This window comes from Burkholderia sp. Bp9142 (genome assembly GCF_003853415.1).
Taxonomy (GTDB): Bacteria; Pseudomonadota; Gammaproteobacteria; order Burkholderiales; family Burkholderiaceae; genus Burkholderia.
In genome coordinates this window covers 141,781-161,920 of sequence record NZ_QTPP01000009.1, presented here as the reverse complement: position 1 = coordinate 161,920, position 20,140 = coordinate 141,781, and the positions used below count along the sequence as shown (strand labels likewise).

At 68.5% G+C, this 20,140-nt stretch carries 18 protein-coding genes; 14 read left to right on the top strand and 4 right to left on the bottom strand.

The genetic code is table 11. The features are described from left to right. Positions 1-132: 132 nt before the first annotated feature. Positions 133-1,380, bottom strand: coding sequence for an ABC transporter substrate-binding protein (locus tag DIE22_RS12990; RefSeq protein ID WP_124496831.1), 1,248 nt, complete (start codon positions 1,378-1,380; stop codon positions 133-135). A gap of 429 nt (positions 1,381-1,809) precedes the next feature. On the opposite strand from DIE22_RS12990, the gene zwf reads away from it, so the two are divergent. The 3 genes from zwf (at position 1,810) to DIE22_RS12975 (ending at position 5,953) form a co-directional block, all read left to right on the top strand. Further along, a complete protein-coding gene (zwf, locus tag DIE22_RS12985) occupies positions 1,810-3,279 on the top strand; it encodes a glucose-6-phosphate dehydrogenase (protein WP_124496832.1) in 1,470 nt (489 codons plus the stop codon). 87 nt (positions 3,280-3,366) lie between these two features. Then, a complete protein-coding gene (gene pgl / locus DIE22_RS12980; protein ID WP_124496833.1) occupies positions 3,367-4,047 on the top strand; it encodes a 6-phosphogluconolactonase in 681 nt (226 codons plus the stop codon). Next, the gene (locus tag DIE22_RS12975) at positions 4,025-5,953 is read left to right on the top strand and encodes a bifunctional transcriptional regulator/glucokinase (RefSeq protein ID WP_124605248.1); all 1,929 of its coding nucleotides are present in this window, start codon (positions 4,025-4,027) and stop codon (positions 5,951-5,953) included. The genes pgl and DIE22_RS12975 overlap by 23 nt, the downstream gene beginning before the upstream one ends. Before the next feature lie 102 nt (positions 5,954-6,055). On the opposite strand, the gene DIE22_RS12970 is transcribed toward DIE22_RS12975, so the two are convergent. Further along, entirely contained in the window at positions 6,056-7,273 is a 1,218-nt protein-coding gene (locus tag DIE22_RS12970; RefSeq protein ID WP_124605247.1) for a Bcr/CflA family multidrug efflux MFS transporter, read from the bottom strand. Between the two features lie 243 nt (positions 7,274-7,516). Between DIE22_RS12970 and DIE22_RS12960 the strand changes: the two genes are divergently transcribed. The 9 genes from DIE22_RS12960 to DIE22_RS12920 all read left to right on the top strand — a co-directional run bounded on the left by DIE22_RS12960 (position 7,517) and on the right by DIE22_RS12920 (position 15,526). After that, a complete protein-coding gene (locus DIE22_RS12960) occupies positions 7,517-7,969 on the top strand; it encodes a hypothetical protein (protein ID WP_124496836.1) in 453 nt (150 codons plus the stop codon). A 190-nt stretch (positions 7,970-8,159) separates the two neighbouring features. Further along, the gene (gene hemL, locus DIE22_RS12955; protein WP_124605246.1) at positions 8,160-9,443 is read left to right on the top strand and encodes a glutamate-1-semialdehyde 2,1-aminomutase; all 1,284 of its coding nucleotides are present in this window, start codon (positions 8,160-8,162) and stop codon (positions 9,441-9,443) included. A 15-nt stretch (positions 9,444-9,458) separates the two neighbouring features. Next, entirely contained in the window at positions 9,459-10,580 is a 1,122-nt protein-coding gene (ribD, locus tag DIE22_RS12950; protein WP_124496838.1) for a bifunctional diaminohydroxyphosphoribosylaminopyrimidine deaminase/5-amino-6-(5-phosphoribosylamino)uracil reductase RibD, read from the top strand. Positions 10,581-10,594: 14 nt separating this feature from the next. Next, positions 10,595-11,224, top strand: a complete 630-nt coding sequence (locus DIE22_RS12945) for a riboflavin synthase (protein ID WP_124605245.1) — start codon at positions 10,595-10,597, stop codon at positions 11,222-11,224. A gap of 180 nt (positions 11,225-11,404) precedes the next feature. Further along, positions 11,405-11,923 (top strand): DUF1993 family protein, encoded by a 519-nt coding sequence (locus DIE22_RS12940; RefSeq protein WP_124496840.1) that lies wholly within the window; start codon positions 11,405-11,407, stop codon positions 11,921-11,923. Between the two features lie 187 nt (positions 11,924-12,110). After that, positions 12,111-13,253, top strand: a complete 1,143-nt coding sequence (ribBA, locus tag DIE22_RS12935; RefSeq protein WP_124605244.1) for a bifunctional 3,4-dihydroxy-2-butanone-4-phosphate synthase/GTP cyclohydrolase II — start codon at positions 12,111-12,113, stop codon at positions 13,251-13,253. A gap of 53 nt (positions 13,254-13,306) precedes the next feature. Next, entirely contained in the window at positions 13,307-13,825 is a 519-nt protein-coding gene (ribH, locus tag DIE22_RS12930; RefSeq protein WP_124496842.1) for a 6,7-dimethyl-8-ribityllumazine synthase, read from the top strand. Next, positions 13,822-14,259 carry a transcription antitermination factor NusB gene (gene nusB / locus DIE22_RS12925; protein WP_124605243.1) on the top strand — a complete coding sequence of 146 codons (438 nt, stop codon included), beginning with the start codon at positions 13,822-13,824 and terminating at the stop codon, positions 14,257-14,259. The genes ribH and nusB overlap by 4 nt, the downstream gene beginning before the upstream one ends. A 70-nt stretch (positions 14,260-14,329) precedes the next feature. Further along, positions 14,330-15,526: a pyridoxal phosphate-dependent aminotransferase gene (locus DIE22_RS12920; RefSeq protein WP_124605242.1), complete on the top strand. Its 1,197-nt coding sequence runs from the start codon at positions 14,330-14,332 to the stop codon at positions 15,524-15,526. A gap of 121 nt (positions 15,527-15,647) precedes the next feature. Here the strand turns inward: DIE22_RS12920 and DIE22_RS12915 are convergent, their stop codons facing one another. Next, complete coding sequence (locus tag DIE22_RS12915; RefSeq protein WP_124496844.1) at positions 15,648-16,772, bottom strand: lytic transglycosylase domain-containing protein; 1,125 nt, start codon at positions 16,770-16,772, stop codon at positions 15,648-15,650. A gap of 596 nt (positions 16,773-17,368) precedes the next feature. Here DIE22_RS12915 and DIE22_RS12910 point away from each other — a divergent pair. Continuing rightward, positions 17,369-18,925, top strand: coding sequence for a UbiD family decarboxylase (locus DIE22_RS12910; RefSeq protein WP_124496845.1), 1,557 nt, complete (start codon positions 17,369-17,371; stop codon positions 18,923-18,925). A 34-nt stretch (positions 18,926-18,959) separates the two neighbouring features. Continuing rightward, positions 18,960-19,631, top strand: a complete 672-nt coding sequence (locus DIE22_RS12905; RefSeq protein WP_124605241.1) for a LysE family translocator — start codon at positions 18,960-18,962, stop codon at positions 19,629-19,631. 103 nt (positions 19,632-19,734) lie between these two features. Here DIE22_RS12905 and DIE22_RS12900 read toward each other — a convergent pair whose 3' ends face one another. Continuing rightward, the gene (locus DIE22_RS12900; protein WP_124496847.1) at positions 19,735-20,034 is read right to left on the bottom strand and encodes a hypothetical protein; all 300 of its coding nucleotides are present in this window, start codon (positions 20,032-20,034) and stop codon (positions 19,735-19,737) included. Positions 20,035-20,140 lie beyond the last annotated feature (106 nt).

Genomic DNA, 20,140 nt, shown 5'->3' with positions numbered 1-20,140 from the left:
CGACTCCTGGAACGAGGGCGGCGCAGGCCGGGCCGGCGCCGGGTACGGCACGGGCCCGCGGGCGAGCCCGTTTGCTGCACATGCAGGAACGCCCGGCCGACGATGCGTTTCCGGCCGGGCGCCTGTCGCGCTTTACTTCACCTTCGCGGCTTTCGCGAGCGCGGCGACCGCGCTCTTCGAATCCTGCTGCGAGGTCATGAACTTCGTCACGACGTCGGTAATCGCGCCGGCCGTCGCGTCGCCCTGCGCCATCCCGTGCGCGAGCGACGGCACGAAGCCGCCCGACTTGATCGCGGTCTGCTCGTCGGCATACGACTTCTTCGCGCAATCGTCGAACTTGTCCATCTTCACGCCGAGGCGCACGGGCACCGAGCCCTTCAGCAGGCTGAACTGCTCCTGGAAGTCCGTCGTCATGATCGTCTTCGCGAGCGCGATCTGGCCCGGCGTCGCGTCCTTCTGGCCCTTCTGCTGGAAGAACACGAACGAGTCGACGTTGAACGTGTACGAATTGGCCGTACCCGGCACCGGCGCGCAGATATAGTCCTTGCCCGCCTTCTTGCCGGCGTTCTCGAACTCGCCCTTGGCCCAGTCGCCCATGAACTGCATGCCGGCCTTGCCGTTGATCACCATCGCGGTCGCGAGGTTCCAGTCGCGGCCGTTGCGGCCGGTGTCGAAGTAGCCCTGGATCTTGCGCACCGTGTCGAACACCGACAGCATCTGCGGCGACGTCAGCGTGGCCTGGTCGAGATCGACGAGCGCCTTCTTGTAGAACGCCGGGCCCTGCGACAGCACGACGTCTTCCCACAGCGTCAGGTCCTGCCACGGCTGGCCGCCCATCGCGACCGGCTGGATGCCCGCGGCCTTCAGCTTGTCGGCCACCGCGAAGAACTCGGGCCAGGTGGTCGGCACCTTCGCGCCGACCTTGTCGAGCGCGGCCTTGTTGATATAGAGCCAGTTCACGCGGTGCACCGAGAACGGCGCGGCGACGGTATGGCCCTTGTACTTGATGATCTTGTCGATTTCCGGCGGCAGGTTCTGCTTCCAGTCGCCGGCGGCGGAATCGATGTTGACGAGCACGCCCTGGTCGGCCCAGTCCTGGATCAGCGGCCCCTTGATCTGCGCGGCCGACGGTGCGTCGCCGCTGATCACCTTGGTCTTCAGCGCGGTCATGGCCGCCGCGCCCGCGCCGCCCGCGACCGCGAAATCCTTCCACACGTAGCCCTGCTTCTGCAGGTCGTCCTTCAGCACGCCGACGGCCTTGGACTCGCCGCCCGAGGTCCACCAGTGCAGCACCGTCACATTCTCGGCCGCCTGCGCCGCCACGGCGCCAGCCATCAGACCCGCGGCGCAGAGCGCGCCCATGATCGAGCGAACTTTCATTACTTATCTCCTCCAGACTGAATCAACTCGTGAAGTTCCCCCGCGGGGAACCGGCTTCTTGATAAACGACGGGGAAATCGAGCCGCGAGACGCATGCAGCGTACGGGGCCGATGACCGGCCGGGCTCTTACAGAAAGCGTGAATCGAGATTCAACGGCGTGTCTCCTCTTTGTGTTTCTGGCCCGCCGCGATGCCGCGGCGCGAGCCCGGGGCGACGGCGCGCGGACGATGCGCACCGTCAATGTCCGATACCATTCGGCACAAGGCGTTCCCGAAGGCGAAGCTCGCGCAGTTCATCGACCGCACTTCTTTTTTTCTTCACCCAGGTGCTACCCCTTGCGGCGGATTGTAGTTAAACTACAATTCAGTGTCAAAAATATTTTTATCGCACTACGGATCGCTTCCCAGCACCTCAACCGGCGGAGACACATGCATACCGATTCCAGCTTTACCTTCGTACTTTTCGGCGGCACCGGCGACCTGTCGATGCGCAAGATCCTGCCCGCGCTGTTCGAAGCGCACCGCGGCAACATGCTCGCGGAAAACGGCCGGATCGTTGCCGTCGCGCGGCACGAATCGGATCGGGCCGGCTATCTCGAATGGGTCGATACGCACGTGAAGCCGCATGCAGCGAAGGCAGCCGGCAAGGCATTCGACGAAAGCGCATGGAAGTCCTTCCTCGAGCGCATCGAGTACGTGAAGCTCGACCTCGGCCGCGCGGAGGACTACGTCGTGCTGCGCGACGCGGTCGCGCAGCTGCCCGGTATCCGCGTGTTCTATCTCGCGACGGGGCCGTCGCTGTTCGTGCCGATCTGCAAGGCGCTCGCGTCGGTCGGCCTGAACGAAGGCGCACGGATCGTGCTCGAGAAGCCGCTCGGCTATGACCTGCGCTCGTCGAACGCGATCAACGACGCGGTCGGCGAGATCTTCGCGGAAGACCAGATCTACCGGATCGACCACTACCTCGGGAAGGAGCCGGTACAGAACCTGCTCGCGCTGCGCTTCGGCAATGCGCTGTTCGAGCCGCTGTGGCGCCGCGAATGGGTCGAGAGCATCCAGATCACGATCGCCGAGGAGCTCGGCGTCGAGGCGCGCGGCGATTTCTACGACAATACGGGCGCGCTGCGCGACATGGTGCAGAACCACCTGCTGCAGCTGCTGTCGATCGTCGCGATGGAGCCGCCGCACTCGATGGATTCCGATTCGGTGCGCGACGAGAAGCTGCGCGTGCTGCGCGCGCTGAAGCCGGTCGATGCGCGCGACATCGGCAAGGTCGCGGTGCGCGGCCAGTATCATGCGGGCGTGATCAAGGGCGCGCAGGTGCCGGCCTACGCAACCGAGCCGGGCGTGAAGGCCGACAGCCCGACCGAAACCTTCGTCGCGCTGAAGGTCGAGATCGAGAATTGGCGCTGGGCCGGCGTGCCGTTCTTCCTGCGCACCGGCAAGCGTCTGGCCGACCGTGTCGCGGAAATCGTGGTCAACTTCCGCCCGGTGCCGCACTCGGCGCTCGGGCCCACCGCGCTGCGCGCCGGGTCGAACCGCCTCGTGATCCGGCTGCAGCCGAACGAGACGATTCGCCTCTACTGTCTCGCGAAGCAGCCCGGCGAAGGGATGAACCTCGCGAGCGTGCACCTCGACCTCGCGTTCGACCGGTTCTTCAAGGAAGGGCAGATGGAGGCATACCAGCGCCTGCTGCTCGACGTGATCAACGGCCGCCTCGCCCTCTTCGTGCGTCGCGACGAACAGGAAGCCGCGTGGCGCTGGGTCGAGCCGATCCTGAACGAATGGGCGCGCTCGCTGAAGCCGCCGAAGCCTTACGCGGCAGGCACGTGGGGGCCGGCCGCGGCGAGTGCGATGCTCGCGCAGCACGGCACCTGCTGGCTCGAAGAAGAAAACTGATGCAGACCGTTGCCGTGCGCGCAAGCGTGCGGCAACGTGCCCCCACGATTCACACGAATTGAACAGACAAAGCAGTCCGGAGGAGATGTGATCGAGATCCACGCTTTCGACACCCAGGAAGCGCAAAGCGAAGCGCTCGCGCGCGCCGTCGGCGATGCGCTGCGCGCCGCGCTCGCCGGCCCCGCGCGCCCGACGCTCGCGGTGTCCGGCGGCACGAGCCCGCGCCCGTTCCTGCAAACGCTGTCGCACGCGGCGCTCGGCTGGGCCGGCGTCGACGTCACGCTGGTCGACGACCGCTGGGTGCCGGAGGACGACGCGGCCAGCAATGCGCACCTGGTGCGCGACACGCTGCTGCAGCACGCGGCGGCCCCCGCCCGCTTCCTGCCGCTCGTCGACACGCGCGTCTCGCTCGACGCGCACGTCGCCGCGCTGAACGCGAACGCCGACTACCGCGTGCCGAACGTCGCCGTGCTCGGCATGGGCGAGGACGGCCACACCGCGTCGATCTTCGCGGACGCGCCCGAATGGGACCACGCGATCGCGACGCCCGAGCGCTTCGTCGCCGTGCATCCCGGCGCCGCGCCGCATGCGCGCGTGAGCTTTTCGCTCGATGCGCTGAAGCGCGTCGACCGGCTCTTCCTGCTGATCGCGGGCAGCCGCAAACGCGACGTGCTCGACGCCGCGGCCGCCACGCTGCAGAACAACGCGATTTCCCAACTGGCCAACGACAAGGGGACCCAGCTCGATGTCTACTGGTGCGCAAAGTAAGGCCGTCGTCGCGGGCCAGCATGCCGACGGCCCGCGCCTGCTCGCGGACGTCGGCGGCACCAACGCGCGTTTCGCGCTGGAAACCGGCCCCGGCGAGATCACGCAGATCCGCGTCTATCCCGGCGCCGACTATCCGACGCTCACCGACGCGATCCGCAAGTATCTGAAGGACGTGAAGATCAGCCGCGTGAACCACGCGGCGATCGCGATCGCGAACCCGGTCGACGGCGACCAGGTCACGATGACCAATCACGACTGGAGCTTCTCGATCGAGGCGACGCGCCGCGCGCTCGGCTTCGACACGCTGCTCGTCGTCAACGACTTCACCGCGCTCGCGATGGCGCTGCCCGGCCTCACCGACGCGCAGCGCGTGCAGATCGGCGGCGGCACGCGCCGCCAGAACAGCGTGATCGGGCTGCTCGGGCCCGGCACCGGGCTCGGCGTGTCCGGCCTGATTCCGGCGGACGACCGCTGGATCGCGCTCGGCAGCGAAGGCGGTCATGCGTCGTTCGCACCGCAGGACGAGCGCGAGGATCTCGTGCTGCAGTACGCGCGCAAGAAGTTTCCGCACGTGTCGTTCGAGCGCGTGTGCGCCGGCCCCGGCATGGAAATCGTCTATCGTGCGCTCGCCGCGCGCGACAAGAAGCGCGTCGCGGCGACCGTCGACACGGTCGAGATCGTCGAGCGCGCGCATGCGGGCGACGCGCTCGCGCTCGAGACGGTCGAATGCTTCTGCGGGATTCTCGGCGCGTTCGCGGGCAGCGTCGCGCTGACGCTCGGCGCGCTCGGCGGCGTCTACATCGGCGGCGGCGTCGCGCTGAAGCTCGGCGAACTGTTCACGCGCTCGTCCTTCCGTGCGCGCTTCGAGGCGAAGGGCCGTTTCACCCAGTATCTCCAGAACATCCCGACCTACCTGATCACCGCCGAATATCCGGCGTTCCTCGGCGTGTCGGCGATTCTCGCGGAGCAGCTGTCGAACCGTTCGGGCGGCGCGTCGTCGGCCGTGTTCGAGCGGATCCGCCAGATGCGCGACGCACTGACGCCGGCCGAGCGCCGCGTCGCCGATCTCGCGCTGAACCATCCGCGCTCGATCATCAACGACCCGATCGTCGACATCGCGCGCAAGGCGGACGTGAGCCAGCCGACGGTGATCCGCTTCTGCCGCTCGCTCGGCTGCCAGGGGCTGTCGGACTTCAAGCTGAAGCTCGCGACCGGCCTCACCGGCACGATTCCGATGAGCCACAGCCAGGTGCATCTCGGCGACACGGCCACCGACTTCGGCGCGAAGGTGCTCGACAACACGGTGTCCGCGATCCTGCAGCTGCGCGAACACCTGAACTTCGAGCACGTCGAGAACGCGATCGAGATCCTGAACGGCGCGCGCCGCATCGAGTTCTACGGGCTCGGCAACTCGAACATCGTCGCGCAGGACGCGCACTACAAGTTCTTCCGCTTCGGGATCCCGACGATCGCGTACGGCGACCTGTACATGCAGGCCGCGTCGGCCGCGCTGCTCGGCAAGGGCGACGTGATCGTCGCGGTGTCGAAATCGGGACGCGCGCCCGAGCTGCTGCGGGTGCTCGAGGTCGCGATGCAGGCCGGCGCGAAGGTGATCGCGATCACGTCGAGCAACACGCCGCTCGCGAAGCGCGCGACCGTCGCGCTCGAGACCGACCACATCGAGATGCGCGAGTCGCAACTGTCGATGATCTCGCGGATCCTGCATCTGCTGATGATCGACATTCTCGCGGTCGGCGTCGCGATCCGCCGCGCGTCGACCAACGGCGAATTGCCGGAGGCCGTCGCGCAGGCGCGCGCACGGGCGAGCGACGACGAAACGGCCGACGTGCTCGACTGGCTGAGCCACGGCGCGTCGCCGGCGGCGAAGGACGTCGCGCGGGACTGACGCTCGACACGGTCCGGCGCCGACGGCCTGGCGCCCGCACGAAAAAGAACGCCACCGGCGCATCGCGCGCGGTGGCGTTTTTCATTCCGCGGCCGCGCCGGCTCAGGCGCCCGCTTTCACCGGCCGGCCATGCCAGCGCAGCACGAGGTGGCGTCCGACGAAACACAGCACGCCGCTGATGCCGATCGTCACGCCCATCGCGAACGGCGTGCCGTCCGCGAGGGCGCCGATCGCGACGCTCGCGAGCGCGCCGAGCGCGAGCTGCATCGCGCCGAACACGGCCGCCGACGCGCCCGCGTTGTGCGGATAGCGATGCATCAGGTCGGTCGTGCAGTTCGCGGACAGGATCCCCACCACGCCGACCACGAAGAACAGGCACACGACGATCGACCACAGCCCGCCCCACCCCGTCAACGCGACGAGCGCGACCGCGAGCGATGCGATGCAGCTCACGAGCGACGCGGCCGCGATGATGCGCAGCGAGCCGATGCGGCCGACGAGCCGTGTGTTGGTGAAGTTGCCGATCATGATCCCGACGACGTTCAGCCCGAACAGCAGCCCGTAATGCTGCGGCGACACGTGGAAATACTCGATGTACACGAACGGCGTCGCGGTGATGTACGAGAACATCGACGCGAACGCCATCCCGCCGCACATCATGTGCCCCCACGCGACCGGATCGGACAGGATGCGCCCGTACGACGCGAACGACGCGAGCACGGCCGCGCTCTTGCGCCGCTCCTTCGGCCAGGTCTCGGGCACGCGCAGGTACGCGGTCGCCGCGCACACCGCGCCGAACACGGCCAGCACGACGAACACGCCGCGCCAGCCCGAGAAACGCAGGATCTGCCCGCCGATCAGCGGCGCGAGCAGCGGCCCGACCGCGGTGACGATCGCGACCATCGACAGCACCTTCGCCGCGTCGGTCGGCTCGTGCGCGTCACGCGCGATCGCGCGCGACAGCACCGACGCCGCGCCCGCGCCGAGCGCCTGCAGGAAGCGCACGAGAATCAGCATGTCGATCGAGTTCGACACGAAGCAGCCGATGCTCGCGAGCGTAAACAGCGCAATGCCGCCGAGCAGCACGGGGCGGCGGCCCCACGTGTCGGACAGCGGACCGTACAGCAGCATGCCGATCGAGAAACCGGCCATGAAGCTCGTCAGCGTGCGCTGCGCGGCGCCGGGGCTCACGGCGAAACCGTCGGCGATCGACGGCAGGCTCGGCAGGTACATGTCGGTGGCGATCGGCCCGCAGGCGGCGAGCGCGCCGAGCAACAGGATCAGCCGGGCATCGGGCCGGCGCCGGACGACGTGGGACATGGGTATCCGGAATGGAGCCCGCGCGCATCGGGGCGCGCGTGGCGGTGAAGACGGGAGACCGCGCCGCGGACGGCGCTCAGGCCCATGATTGTACGCGCAACTTTTTCGCGTGCCGCCGGCCGTGTGCCGCGCACGGCCGTGAACCGCCCGCGCGGCGGTGTCGTGCGTGGTCGCCGGCCAATTCGATTAAGCTGGCCGCTTGCTGCTTTTCTTGTCTGACCCATTCGACGCGCGACCGAACCGATGACCGCCTTCCTGCTGATCTGGAGCCCCAAGAAATGGCCGTGGCCCGAGCTGCCCGACGTCGCCGCGCGCGTGAAGGCCGGCGAGGCCGTGCATGACGTGTGGGGCTGCGGCTTCGCACGCGGCATCCTGCCGGGCGACCGCGTGTTCCTGCACCGCGTCGCGAAGGAGCCGAAGGGCGTGTTCGGCTCGGGCTACGTGACGCGGGCGCCCTACGAGGTGCCGGACCCTGCGACGAAGCGCGGCTACCGGCTGTGCATCGACTTCGCCTACGACTGGCTGGTCGATGCCCATCAGGACGTCGTGATCCCGCGCGACGCGTTGCGCGTGCATCCGTACTCAGTGCAGACCTGGGACGCGCAGAGCTCCGGCACGTCGATCAAGCCGATGGTCGAAGGCCCGCTGGAGAAGCGCTGGGCCGAGCTGACCGGCAAGCGCAAGCCGCCACGATAAGCCGGTCGGACAGGGGTCGGATTCCGCCCGCCCCCGCCGTTCGAGGCGGCCCGATCCCCCACGCGCCGAAAGGCCGCAGACCGCCCGGCGGGCCCGCCGCGCGCGTCTCCGGTACAATCAGACGATCGTTCCGCCCAGGCGCCGCGGCCCGTGCACAGGCCCCCGCGCCCTTCTCACGCAGGTTTCGCTCATGTCCAACAATCAGATCCTCTTCGAACGCGCCCAAAAGACCATTCCGGGCGGCGTCAACTCGCCGGTGCGGGCCTTCCGTTCGGTCGGCGGCACGCCGCGCTTCGTCTCGCGCGCACAGGGCCCGTATTTCTGGGATGCCGACGGCAAGCAGTACATCGACTACATCGGCTCGTGGGGCCCGATGATCGTCGGCCACGTCCATCCGGACGTGCTGGCGGCCGTCCAGAACGTGCTCGCCGACGGCTTCTCGTTCGGCGCGCCGACCGAGGCGGAAATCGAGATCGCCGAGGAAATCTGCAAGCTCGTGCCGTCGATCGAACAGGTGCGGATGGTGTCGAGCGGCACCGAGGCCACGATGAGCGCGCTGCGTCTCGCGCGCGGCTTCACCGGCCGCAGCCGCATCGTCAAGTTCGAGGGCTGCTACCACGGCCACGCGGACAGCCTGCTGGTCAAGGCCGGCTCGGGCCTGCTGACGTTCGGCAACCCGACGTCGGCCGGCGTGCCCGCCGACATCGCGAAGCACACGACCGTCCTCGAATACAACAACGTCGCCGCGCTTGAAGAAGCGTTCGGCGCGTTCGGCGACGAGATCGCCGCGGTGATCGTCGAGCCCGTCGCGGGCAACATGAACCTCGTGCGCGGCACGCCCGAATTCCTGGACGCGCTGCGCGCGCTGTGCACGCAGCACGGCGCCGTGCTGATCTTCGACGAGGTGATGTGCGGTTTCCGCGTCGCGCTCGGCGGCGCGCAGCAACACTACGGGATCAAGGCCGACCTCACCTGCCTCGGCAAGGTGATCGGCGGCGGGATGCCGGCTGCCGCGTTCGGCGGCCGCCGCGACATCATGGCCCACCTCGCGCCGCTCGGCGGCGTGTACCAGGCCGGCACGCTGTCGGGCAACCCGATCGCGGTCGCCGCGGGCCTGAAGACGCTGCAGTTGATCCAGGCGCCCGGCTTCTACGAAGCGCTCACCGCGCAGACGAAGCGCCTCGCCGACGGCCTCGCGGCCGAAGCGCGCGCGGCCGGCGTGCCGTTCGCGGCCGACTCGATCGGCGCGATGTTCGGCCTGTACTTCGCCGAGCGCGTGCCGACCAGCTTCGCGGAAGTCACGAAGAGCGACATCGAGCGCTTCAACCGCTTCTTCCACCTGATGCTCGACGAAGGCGTGTACTTCGCGCCGTCCGCATACGAGGCCGGCTTCGTGTCGAGTACGCACGACGACGCGGTGATCGACGCGACGCTCGCGGCGGCCCGCCGCGCATTCGCGGCCCTCGCCGCCTGACCCGGGTCCGCGCGCATGTTCTCGGATACCGATTTCGCCCACATGGAGCGCGCGCTGACGCTCGCGGCGCGCGGCATGTATACCACCGCGCCGAACCCGCGCGTCGGCTGCGTGATCGTCAAGGACGGCGACGTGATCGGCGAAGGCTTCACGCAGCCGGCCGGCCAGGATCACGCGGAAGTGCAGGCGCTGAAGGACGCGCGTGCGCGCGGCCACGACGTCGCCGGCTCCACCGTGTACGTGACGCTCGAGCCGTGCAGCCACTTCGGCCGCACGCCGCCGTGCGCGAACGCGCTGATCGACGCGCGCGTCGCGAAGGTCGTCGCGGCGATGGAAGACCCGAACCCGCAGGTGTCGGGGCGCGGCCTCGGGATGCTGCGCGACGCGGGCATCGACGTGCGCTGCGGGCTGCTCGCGAACGAGGCGGGCGAACTGAACATCGGATTCGTGTCGCGGATGACGCGCGGCCGCCCGTGGGTACGGATGAAGACGGCCGCGTCGCTCGATGCACGCACTGCGCTGCCGTCCGGCGAAAGCCAGTGGATCACCGGCGAGGCCGCGCGCCTCGACGGCCACGCATGGCGCGCGCGCGCGTGCGCGATCCTTACCGGCATCGGCACCGTGCGCGAGGACAACCCGCTGCTGACCGTGCGCGGCATCGACACGCCGCGCCAGCCGCAGCGCGTGCTGGTCGACAGCCGCCTCGACCTGCCGCTCGATGCGCGCCTGCTCGAAGGCGCTCCGCTCTTGATCTTCTGCGGCCGGCTCGATGCCGCCGGTGAAGTGCGCGCGAACGTGCTGAAGTCGCGCGGCGCGGAAATCGTGCCGCTCGCGAATGCGCACGGCAAGGTGGACCTGCCCGCGATGCTGGCGGCGCTCGGCGCGCGCGGCGTCAACGAGCTGCACGTCGAGGCCGGCCACAAGCTGAACGGCTCGCTGCTGCGCGAGCAGTGCGTCGACGAGCTGCTGGTCTATCTCGCGCCGAGCCTGCTCGGCAGCGACGCGGCCGCGATGTTCGATCTTGCCGCACCGGCCAGCCTCGACGCCCGCACGCGGCTCGCATTCCACAGCGTCGAGCGGATCGGCGACGACTTGCGGATCCTGGCGCGTGTCGCGCCGCCCCCCGCCCCCCACTGAACGGAGCCGTCACGATGTTTACCGGAATTGTCGCGGCCGTCGGCCGCATCGAGTCGATCAACCCGCTCGGCGCGTCGCCCGACGCGGGCGTGCGGCTGACCGTGCAGGCCGGCGGGCTCGACCTGGCCGATGTCGCGCTCGGCGACAGCATCGCGATCCAGGGCGCGTGCATGACGGTCGTCGAAAAGACCGAAACCGGATTCGACGTCGACGTGTCGCGCGAAAGCCTGAACCGCACGGTCGGCCTCGGGCAACCCGGCGAAGTGAACCTCGAGAAGGCGCTGCGCGCGCACGACCGCCTCGGCGGGCACATCGTGTCGGGCCATGTCGACGGCCTCGGCACCGTGACGCGCTTCGCGCCGGTCGGCGAATCGCACGAGCTGCGGATCGTCGCGCCGCGCGAGCTCGGCCGCTACCTTGCGTACAAGGGCTCGATCACGGTCAACGGCGTGAGCCTGACCGTGAACACGGTCGACGATCGCGCGGACGGCTGCGAATTCTCGATCAACCTGATTCCGCATACGGTCGAGGTCACGACGCTGCGTCACGTGAAGGCCGGCGACCAGCTCAACCTCGAAGTCGACATGATCGCGCGGTATGTCGAGCGAATGCTGTCGGCATCGCAGGGCGTGCATCAGGACTGAGCGGGCGGCTGCGCCCCCGGACATGGAATGGCGGCCGGCGGTTCGGCCCGACACCTGGCCTGACGGCCAACGACGCGCACGAGTCATCCCGTCGCGCTAAGATGCAACGGCAGCGGATTCGGCGCCGCGACGCACGGTGCGCCGCGTACCGGCTGCCCCTTTTCCTCCAGGAGTCGTTCCATGTCCATCTCGATGTACCAGGCTTCGCTGCCCGTCCTGATCCGCGGCCTCACCAACCTGCAGCACATCCTCGGCAAGGCGCAGGCGCATGCGGCCGAGAAGCAGATCGACCCGTCGGTGTTCATCGGCGCGCGCCTCTATCCGGACATGCTGCCGCTCGTCCGCCAGGTGTACATCGCGACCGACACGGCCAAGGGCTGCGCCGCGCGGCTCGCCGGCGTCGACATCCCGAGCTATCCGGACGTCGAGCAGACGTTCGACGAACTGCATGCACGCATCCAGAAGACGATCGACTATCTGAAGAGCTTCGAGGCCGCGCAGATCGACGGCAGCGAAGCGCGCCAGGTCGTACTGAAAATGCGGGTCGGCCCGATCGAGTTCACCGGGCAGTCGTACCTGCTGAACTTCGTGCTGCCCAACTTCTTCTTCCACGTGACGACCGCGTACGACATCCTGCGCCACAGCGGCGTCGAACTCGGCAAGCTCGACTACCTCGGCGGCCGCAACGAGCACGCGTGACGCACGGCCGCGCCCGGGCCGACCTGCTGCCGCCCGTCCTCGGGCGTGCCGCGGCGGCCCGTGCAGGCCCGCCTCGCAGGCCGGTCGCACCGCTTTCCGGCGCGCTCGCCGGCCGCGCACAGCCGGTGCCAGCCGAAACGCCGTCCGGCTGGCGTAAAATACGCACTTTCCTCTTTCTCGCCCCCTTATGACGCTCGCCTCCACGCTCGACATCATCGCGGAGTTGAAAGCCGGCCGGATGGTGATCCTGGTCGACGAAGAAGACCGCGAAAACGAAGGCGACCTCGTGATCGCCGCCGAATTCGTCACGCCGGAAGCGATCAACTTCATGGCCAGGTACGGCCGCGGCCTGATTTGTCTGACGTTGACGCAGGAACGCTGCAAGCAGCTGCACCTGCCGCTGATGACCTACCGCAACGGCACCCAGTACGGCACTGCGTTCACGGTCAGCATCGAAGCGGCCGAAGGCGTGACGACCGGCATCTCGGCCGCCGACCGCGCGCACACGATCGCCACGGCGGTCGCGCACGACGTCCGCCCCGAGCACATCGTGCAGCCGGGCCACGTGTTCCCGATCATGGCGCAGCCGGGCGGCGTGCTCGTGCGCGCCGGCCACACCGAGGCCGGCTGCGACTTCACCGCGCTCGCCGGGCTCACGCCGGCCGCGGTGATCTGCGAGGTCATCAAGGACGACGGCACGATGGCGCGCCTGCCCGACCTGCTCGAGTTCGCGAAGGAACACGGCCTGAAGATCGGCACGATCGCCGACCTGATCCAGTACCGCAGCCGCACCGAATCGATCATCGAGCGGATCGCCGAGCGCACGATGCAGACCGCGCACGGCACGTTCCGCGCCGTGCTGTACCGCGACCAGCCGAGCGGCTCGCCGCACATCGCGCTGGTGCGCGGCACGCCGTCGCCCGACGTCGATACGCCCGTGCGCGTGCACGAGCCGCTGTCGGTCCTCGACCTGCTCGAGACGGGCATCTCGACGCACTCGTGGACGCTCGACGCGGCGATGCGCGACATCGCGCAACGCGACCTCGGCGTGATCGTGCTGCTCAACTGCGGCGACACGAAGGAACATCTGATCGACGTCTTCAAGGCGTTCGACGAGGAAGAAAAGGCCGCTGCGCTGAAGCGCCGGCCGGTCGATTTCAAGACGTTCGGCATCGGCGCGCAGATCCTGCGCGATGTCGGCGTCGCCAAGATGCAGGTGCTGTCGAATCCGCGCAAGCTGGGCAGCATGTCCGGCTACGGCCTCGAAGTCACGGGCTTCATTCCGATGCCCGGCGGCGAAGCCAAGTCCTGCCCGGCGTCCAACGCGTAACCCGCCACGGCGCTTTCGCCCTATAACCGTTCATCCACACCACGGACCAGATCATGGAAATCGGACAATACCAACCGAATCTCGAAGGCGACGGCCTGCGTATCGGCATCGTGCAATCCCGCTTCAACGAACCCGTCTGCAACGGCCTCGCCGATGCATGCGTCGAAGAACTCGAGCGCCTCGGCGTCTCCGGTGAAGACGTGCTGCTCGTGTCGGTGCCCGGCGCGCTGGAAATCCCGCTCGCGCTGCAGAAGCTCGCGGAAAGCGGCCAGTTCGACGCACTGATCGCGCTCGGCGCGGTGATCCGCGGCGAGACGTACCACTTCGAACTCGTGTCGAACGAAAGCGGCGCGGGCATCACCCGCATCGGCCTCGACTTCAACCTGCCGATCGCCAACGCGGTCCTGACGACCGAAAACGACGAGCAAGCCGTCGCGCGCATGACCGAAAAGGGTCGTGACGCCGCACGCGTCGCGGTCGAGATGGCGAACCTGACGATGGCGCTCGACCAGCTCGGCGACGACGAAGAAGACGAAGAAGAAGACGAAGACGACGAAGAGGAGCGCGCATGAAGAAGAGCGCCCGCCGACAATCGCGCGAGCTGGCGACGCAGGGCCTGTATCAGTGGCTGCTGTCGAACGCGGCCACCGGCGAGATCGACGCGCAACTGCGCGGCGCGCTCGGGTACGACAAGGCCGACAAGGAGTTGCTCGACGCGATCCTGCACGGCGTGATTCGCGAGCATGCGACGCTCGTCGAAGCGCTCACGCCGTCGCTGGACCGTCCGGTCGACCAGCTGTCGCCGGTCGAACGCGCCGTGCTGCTGATCGCGACGTTCGAGCTCACGCATCATGTCGAAACGCCGTACCGCGTGATCATCAACGAAGCGGTCGAACTCGCGAAGACGTTCGGCGGCTCCGACGGCTACAAGTACGTCAACGGCGTGCTCGACAAGCTCGCCGCGAAGCTGCGTCCCGCCGAAACGCAGGCGCGCCGCAACGGCTGATTCCCTTTGTACACGGGCGCGCAAGCGCCCGTTTTTCCTTCTCCCTCCCCTTCCCCGCCCCGCCCGACCGATGAATACCACCGCCGATTCGCTCGTCACGCTCGCCGCACGCGTCGACGCGATCCAGCCCTTCTACGTGATGGAACTGATGAAGGAGGCACAGCGGCTCGAGTCCTCCGGGCGCGATGTTATCCACATGGGCATCGGAGAACCAGATTTCACCGCGCCGGAGCCCGTCGTGGAGGCGGCCGCGGCCGCGTTGCGCCGCGGTGTCACGCAGTACACGAGCGCGCTCGGCATCGCGCCGCTGCGCGAAGCGATCGCCGCGCACTATGCGCGCGCCTACGGCCTCACGATCAGCCCCGAGCGGATCGTCGTCACGGCCGGCGCGTCGGCCGCGCTGCTGCTCGCATGCCTCGCGCTCGTCGGCCGCGACGACGAGGTGCTGATGCCCGACCCGTCGTATCCGTGCAACCGGCACTTCGTCGCGGCGGCCGAAGGCCGCCCGGTGCTCGTGCCAAGCGGCCCGGAAGCCCGCTTCCAGCTCACCGCGGACGATGTCCGCACGCGCTGGGGCAGCCGCACGCGCGGCGTGCTGCTCGCGTCGCCGTCGAACCCGACCGGCACGTCGCTCGAGCCGGACGAGCTGAAGCGGATCGTCGAAGCCGTGCGCGCACGCGGCGGCTTCACGATCGTCGACGAGATCTACCAGGGGCTCAGCTACGACGCGGCGCCCGTGTCGGCGCTGTCGTTCGGCGACGATGTCGTCACCGTGAACAGCTTCTCGAAGTACTTCAGCATGACCGGCTGGCGACTCGGCTGGCTGGTCGTGCCGCCCGCGCTCGTCGGCACCTTCGAAAAGCTGTCGCAGAACCTGTTCATCTGCCCGTCCGCGCTCGCGCAGCACGCGGCGCTCGCATGCTTCGAACCGGCGGCGCTCGACATCTACGAAGCGCGCCGCCTCGAATTCAAGCGTCGCCGCGACTTCATCGCGCCGGCGCTCGAACGGCTCGGCTTCACGGTACCCGTAATGCCGGACGGCGCGTTCTACGTGTATGCGCACTGCGGCGGCGTCGCCCATCCGGCGGCCGGCGACAGCGCGGCGCTCACGCAGGCGATGCTGCACGACGCAGGCGTCGTGCTGGTGCCGGGCATGGATTTCGGCGTCCATGCGCCGCGCGACTATATCCGGCTGTCCTATGCGACCGCTTACACGCGCCTCGAAGAGGCCGTCGAGCGGCTCGCGACGCTGTTCGGCCAGCACTGACGCGCGGCCGGCCTTCCCGGCCGGCGTGCCAGGCCGTTTCCGTCCGCGCAATAAGAAAAGGCACCCGAAATCGGGTGCCTTTTGCTTGGGTCCGGCCGGCGCGGCGCGGCGCGGCGTGGCGTTACGCGCCGAGTTCCGAGTGGTCGCCGTGCGACGGCTTCGCGGTGTCGACGCTCGCGTCGTCCTGCGGGGCGCCCTTCGGCGCGGCAGCGGCCTTCGCGGTGATCGGTTGCGCGGCGTCGAGCGTCGCGTGCACGCGCTTCGCGCCGCCTGCCGCTGCCGTCACGGCCGCGGTCACGATCGGCTTCGACGGCTGGGCCGGCGCCTGCGGCGCGTTGGTCGGCACGCTGCGGCCACGCGCGACGTCGCGCAGACGGCCGCGCTCGGCCATGACCTTCGAGCCGTAGACGGTGTCGTCCGGATTGGTCGAGCCGTTGTACAGGCGCAGGCCGTTCGCGAGCGAGCCGCCGCGGGCGATGCAGTCCTTCAGCACCAGCGCGCCGACCTGCAGGTTCGCGAGCGGTTGCAGCGCAGTATCGGTACCGCCGAAATACTCGAACTTGTCGGAATGGACCTTCGACATGACCTGCATCAGGCCTTGCGCGCCGACGCCGCTTTCCGCGTACGGGTTGAAGCCCGATTCGATCGCCATCACGGACAGCAGCAGCAGCGGATCGAGGCCGACGTCGTGGCCGGTCTGGAACGCAGCCTTGACGAGCTGGCCGACCGGCTCCTGCGCGACCCGGTAACGGCGCGACAGGTAGGTGGCGACGAGCGCCTGTCCGCGGTTCGACGCGAGCGCACGATCGTCGCGCGCATCGGCCGGGACCCGCTGGGTCGGGATCAGTTTCGCGAGCGCGACGGGCGACGGGCCGTTGCGAGCCGGATCGGACGCATCGTTCTGCGCGGCGGTTTCCGGCGCGACGTCGAGACCGACGGCGAGCGCGTCCGTTTCGGGGGCGTCTTCCTGCTGCGGCTGCGCGCCGGCAGGCGCGAAGTTCGGCAGCGGATGACCGGTCAGCAGACGGGCCGGACCGGCCTGCACGGCCGCGGATACGACCGGCATCAGCTTCGCGGCGAGGTTCCCGCGCACGGTCGGCAGCAGCCACAGGGCAAGCGCGACCGCGACAGCGCAACAGCCGACAACGCTGAAAAGGTGGTGACTGACACGCGTCCCGCGACGCAGCATGTTGCGCACGAACTGCGCATGCTGCTCACTGGGACGCCACGATAACCAAGCGTTCATTCAGATCATCTCCCATGAACATGACTCGTGCGGCTCGCTCAGCTCGATGGCGAGACAGAAAACGCGCCGCGGAATCACGACGCCGCACGCCTTGGTTGGGACGCGCAAGCATCGGGGAAACGGTATAAGTACCGTTCGAGGCCACGGTGTAAGAAGGCCGGCACCTTCGCACACTGGGCGAGGCGGGCATACGCGGTGGCACCCACGCAAAAAACCAGCGTCTGGTGGCGCTGGCTGGGACTACGACAAAGGCCGTCGAATACGCCGTGCAGGTTTCGGCGGACGGTGACGCGCTGCGTCAAAGATCGGTGATTGGCGGCTCGAAGCCTTTTACCCTGCAGCCAATGTGAGCGGATTCTAGCAGGGTTTTATAGATCGTCAACACTATAAAACCTCCAAATTATAACAAAAAGTAATTTTGAGTCGCCCTTCAGATCGCGAGCCCTCTGCCGCAGGGGCTCCGCGCGTGATCGACTTTTTTCTGTGCCGGGCGTGCGCGCGGCGGCCCGGGTAAAATCGTCGGTCGATTCGGGGCCGCAGCCAGCCGCTGCGCCCGCCCATCGCTGCCCGCCCCGCGGGCGGCCCGGACCTTCTTCATGAAATACAAAGACTTACGTGATTTCATCCAGCGCCTCGAGGCGCTCGGCGAACTGCGGCGCGTCACGCAACCCGTGTCGCCCGTGCTCGAAATGACCGAGCTGTGCGACCGTGTGTTGCGCGCGGGCGGCCCGGCGCTGCTGTTCAACGCGCCGCCCGGCAATGCGTTCCCGGTACTCGGCAACCTGTTCGGCACGCCGCGCCGCGTCGCGCTCGGGATGGGCGTCGATGCAGGCGACGAGGCCGCGCTGGGCTCGCTGCGCGAGCTCGGGCGGCTGCTGTCCGCGCTGAAGGAGCCGGATCCGCCGAAGAGCCTCAAGGACGCCGGCAAGCTGCTGTCGCTCGCGAAGGCCGTGTGGGACATGGCGCCGAAATCGGTATCGTCGCCGCCGTGCCAGGAGATCGTCTGGGAAGGCGCCGACGTCGATCTGCACAAGCTGCCGATCCAGACCTGCTGGCCCGGCGACGCGGGGCCGCTCGTCACGTGGGGCCTCACGGTCACGCGCGGGCCGAACAAGCCGCGCCAGAACCTCGGCATCTACCGTCAGCAGCTGATCGGCCGCAACAAGCTGATCATGCGCTGGCTCGCGCATCGCGGCGGTGCGCTGGACTTCCGCGAATTCGCGCTGAAGAACCCCGGCAAGCCGTATCCGGTCGCGGTCGTGCTCGGCGCGGATCCGGCCACGACGCTCGGCGCGGTGACGCCCGTGCCCGATTCGCTGTCCGAATACCAGTTCGCCGGCCTGCTGCGCGGCAGCCGCACCGAGCTCGCGAAGTGCCTGACGCCCGGCGTCGACACGCTGCAGGTCCCCGCCCGCGCGGAAATCGTGCTCGAAGGCTTCATCCATCCGCAGGAAGGCACGCCCGCCCCTGCCGCCGCCGGCGCACCGCCGCGTCCGGCCGGCAACGCGGCCGCCGCGTACGAGCACGCGCTCGAAGGCCCGTACGGCGACCACACCGGCTACTACAACGAGCAGGAGTGGTTTCCGGTGTTCACCGTCGAGCGCATCACGATGCGCCGCGACGCGATCTATCACTCGACCTATACGGGCAAGCCGCCCGACGAGCCGGCCGTGCTCGGCGTCGCGCTCAACGAGGTGTTCGTGCCGCTGCTGCAGAAGCAGTTCACCGAGATCACCGACTTCTACCTTCCGCCGGAAGGCTGCAGCTACCGGATGGCCATCGTCCAGATGAAGAAGAGCTATGCGGGCCATGCGAAGCGCGTGATGTTCGGCGTGTGGAGCTTCCTGCGGCAGTTCATGTATACGAAGTTCATCGTGGTCGTCGACGAGGACGTGAACATCCGCGACTGGAATGAGGTGATCTGGGCGATCACGACGCGCGTCGACCCCGTGCGCGACACCGTGATGGTCGACAGCACGCCGATCGACTATCTCGACTTCGCGTCGCCCGTCCCGGGCCTCGGCTCGAAGATGGGGCTCGACGCGACCAACAAGTGGCCCGGCGAGACGAACCGCGAATGGGGCCGCCCGATCGAGATGGACGCCGCCGTGAAGGCGCGCGTCGACCGGCTCTGGCAGGAGATCGGCCTGTGAGTCCGCGCGTTGAACGCACCCGGCAGGCACGACGATGAGCTTTCCTCCCGCCTCGATGCTGTCCGACGGATTCTTCCTGTCGCTGTCGCTGTGTCTCGACATCGGCCTCGTCAACGTCGCGATGCTGTCGCTGACGCTGTCGCACGGCTTCCGGCCGGGCTTCTGGCTCGGCATCGGCTCGTGCGTCGGCGATCTCGTCTACGCGGCGCTCGCGCTCGCGGGCATGGCCGTGCTGCTGCAGTTCGAGGCCGTGCGCTGGATCGTCTGGATCGGCGGCGGTGCGGTGCTGCTGTTCCTCACGTGGAAGATGGCACGCGAAGCGCTCGCCCCGGCCGGCGGCGCCGATGATGCCGCTGCGGACGACACGCCGCAGCCGCGGGCCAGCGCGCGGCGCAGCTTCATGCGCGGGATGCTGCTCGCGATGTCGTCGCCGAGCGCGATCCTGTGGTTCGCGGCGGTCGGTGGCGCGCTGATCGCGAAAGCCGGCGCGACCACGCCGGCGACGGCATCGGTGTTCCTGTCCGGATTCTTCCTCGGCGGCCTCGCGTGGACGCTCTTCATGTGCACGCTCGCGAGCCAGGGCCGCAAGCGCGCGGGCGCGGGGCTGATGCGCGTGTGCCATGTCGCGTCGGCGCTGCTGTTCGCGTATTTCTCGTACAGCGTGATCGTCGGCGGCTATCGCGACCTGATCGTCCACGCGGTGTGACCGTCGCGCGCCGAGCCGCGCCCCAAATGAACAACGGCGCAACGCCCCGCGAGGGACGTTGCGCCGTTTTGCCGCGCGCGGTCAGGCCGCCGCGCGGAATGCGTCAACGACGCCAGCCATGGTGACCCCAGCCGCCGTAACCATGACGCCAGTACGGACGACCGTAGTAGCCACCATAGCCGCCGACGACCACGGCGGGCGGCGCATAGTAGGCCGGCGCCGGCGCGTAATACACGGGCGGGGGCGGCGGTGCGTAGTACACGGGCGGCGGCGCCGCATACACGGGATACGCAGGTGCGACCGGGACGCCGATGCCGACCCCGATCGACACGTGAGCCTGCGCGGCGCTCGCGGCACCCAGGCCCAGCGCAGCGGCGGCGATGAACGGAATGAGCTTTTTCACTTCGATTCTCCTGCTGGAGCGGTAATTTGTGCGCTCCTGTCGGCAACGGCGGGCATGCACGTCGCATGCAAGCAATGTAGCGAAAACCCGCCCCGCGCGTATTGCG

Bases quoted from the DNA above. Each gene is read 5' to 3' on its own strand.
- DIE22_RS12990 (WP_124496831.1), bottom strand. From the start codon at position 1,380: ATGAAAGTTCGCTCGATCATGGGCGCGCTCTGCGCCGCGGGTCTGATG.
- zwf (WP_124496832.1), top strand. From the start codon at position 1,810: ATGCATACCGATTCCAGCTTTACCTTCGTACTTTTCGGCGGCACCGGC.
- DIE22_RS12975 (WP_124605248.1), top strand. From the start codon at position 4,025: ATGTCTACTGGTGCGCAAAGTAAGGCCGTCGTCGCGGGCCAGCATGCC.
- DIE22_RS12970 (WP_124605247.1), bottom strand. From the start codon at position 7,273: ATGTCCCACGTCGTCCGGCGCCGGCCCGATGCCCGGCTGATCCTGTTG.
- DIE22_RS12960 (WP_124496836.1), top strand. From the start codon at position 7,517: ATGACCGCCTTCCTGCTGATCTGGAGCCCCAAGAAATGGCCGTGGCCC.
- hemL (WP_124605246.1), top strand. From the start codon at position 8,160: ATGTCCAACAATCAGATCCTCTTCGAACGCGCCCAAAAGACCATTCCG.
- ribD (WP_124496838.1), top strand. From the start codon at position 9,459: ATGTTCTCGGATACCGATTTCGCCCACATGGAGCGCGCGCTGACGCTC.
- DIE22_RS12945 (WP_124605245.1), top strand. From the start codon at position 10,595: ATGTTTACCGGAATTGTCGCGGCCGTCGGCCGCATCGAGTCGATCAAC.
- DIE22_RS12940 (WP_124496840.1), top strand. From the start codon at position 11,405: ATGTCCATCTCGATGTACCAGGCTTCGCTGCCCGTCCTGATCCGCGGC.
- ribBA (WP_124605244.1), top strand. From the start codon at position 12,111: ATGACGCTCGCCTCCACGCTCGACATCATCGCGGAGTTGAAAGCCGGC.
- ribH (WP_124496842.1), top strand. From the start codon at position 13,307: ATGGAAATCGGACAATACCAACCGAATCTCGAAGGCGACGGCCTGCGT.
- nusB (WP_124605243.1), top strand. From the start codon at position 13,822: ATGAAGAAGAGCGCCCGCCGACAATCGCGCGAGCTGGCGACGCAGGGC.
- DIE22_RS12920 (WP_124605242.1), top strand. From the start codon at position 14,330: ATGAATACCACCGCCGATTCGCTCGTCACGCTCGCCGCACGCGTCGAC.
- DIE22_RS12915 (WP_124496844.1), bottom strand. From the start codon at position 16,772: ATGAACGCTTGGTTATCGTGGCGTCCCAGTGAGCAGCATGCGCAGTTC.
- DIE22_RS12910 (WP_124496845.1), top strand. From the start codon at position 17,369: ATGAAATACAAAGACTTACGTGATTTCATCCAGCGCCTCGAGGCGCTC.
- DIE22_RS12905 (WP_124605241.1), top strand. From the start codon at position 18,960: ATGAGCTTTCCTCCCGCCTCGATGCTGTCCGACGGATTCTTCCTGTCG.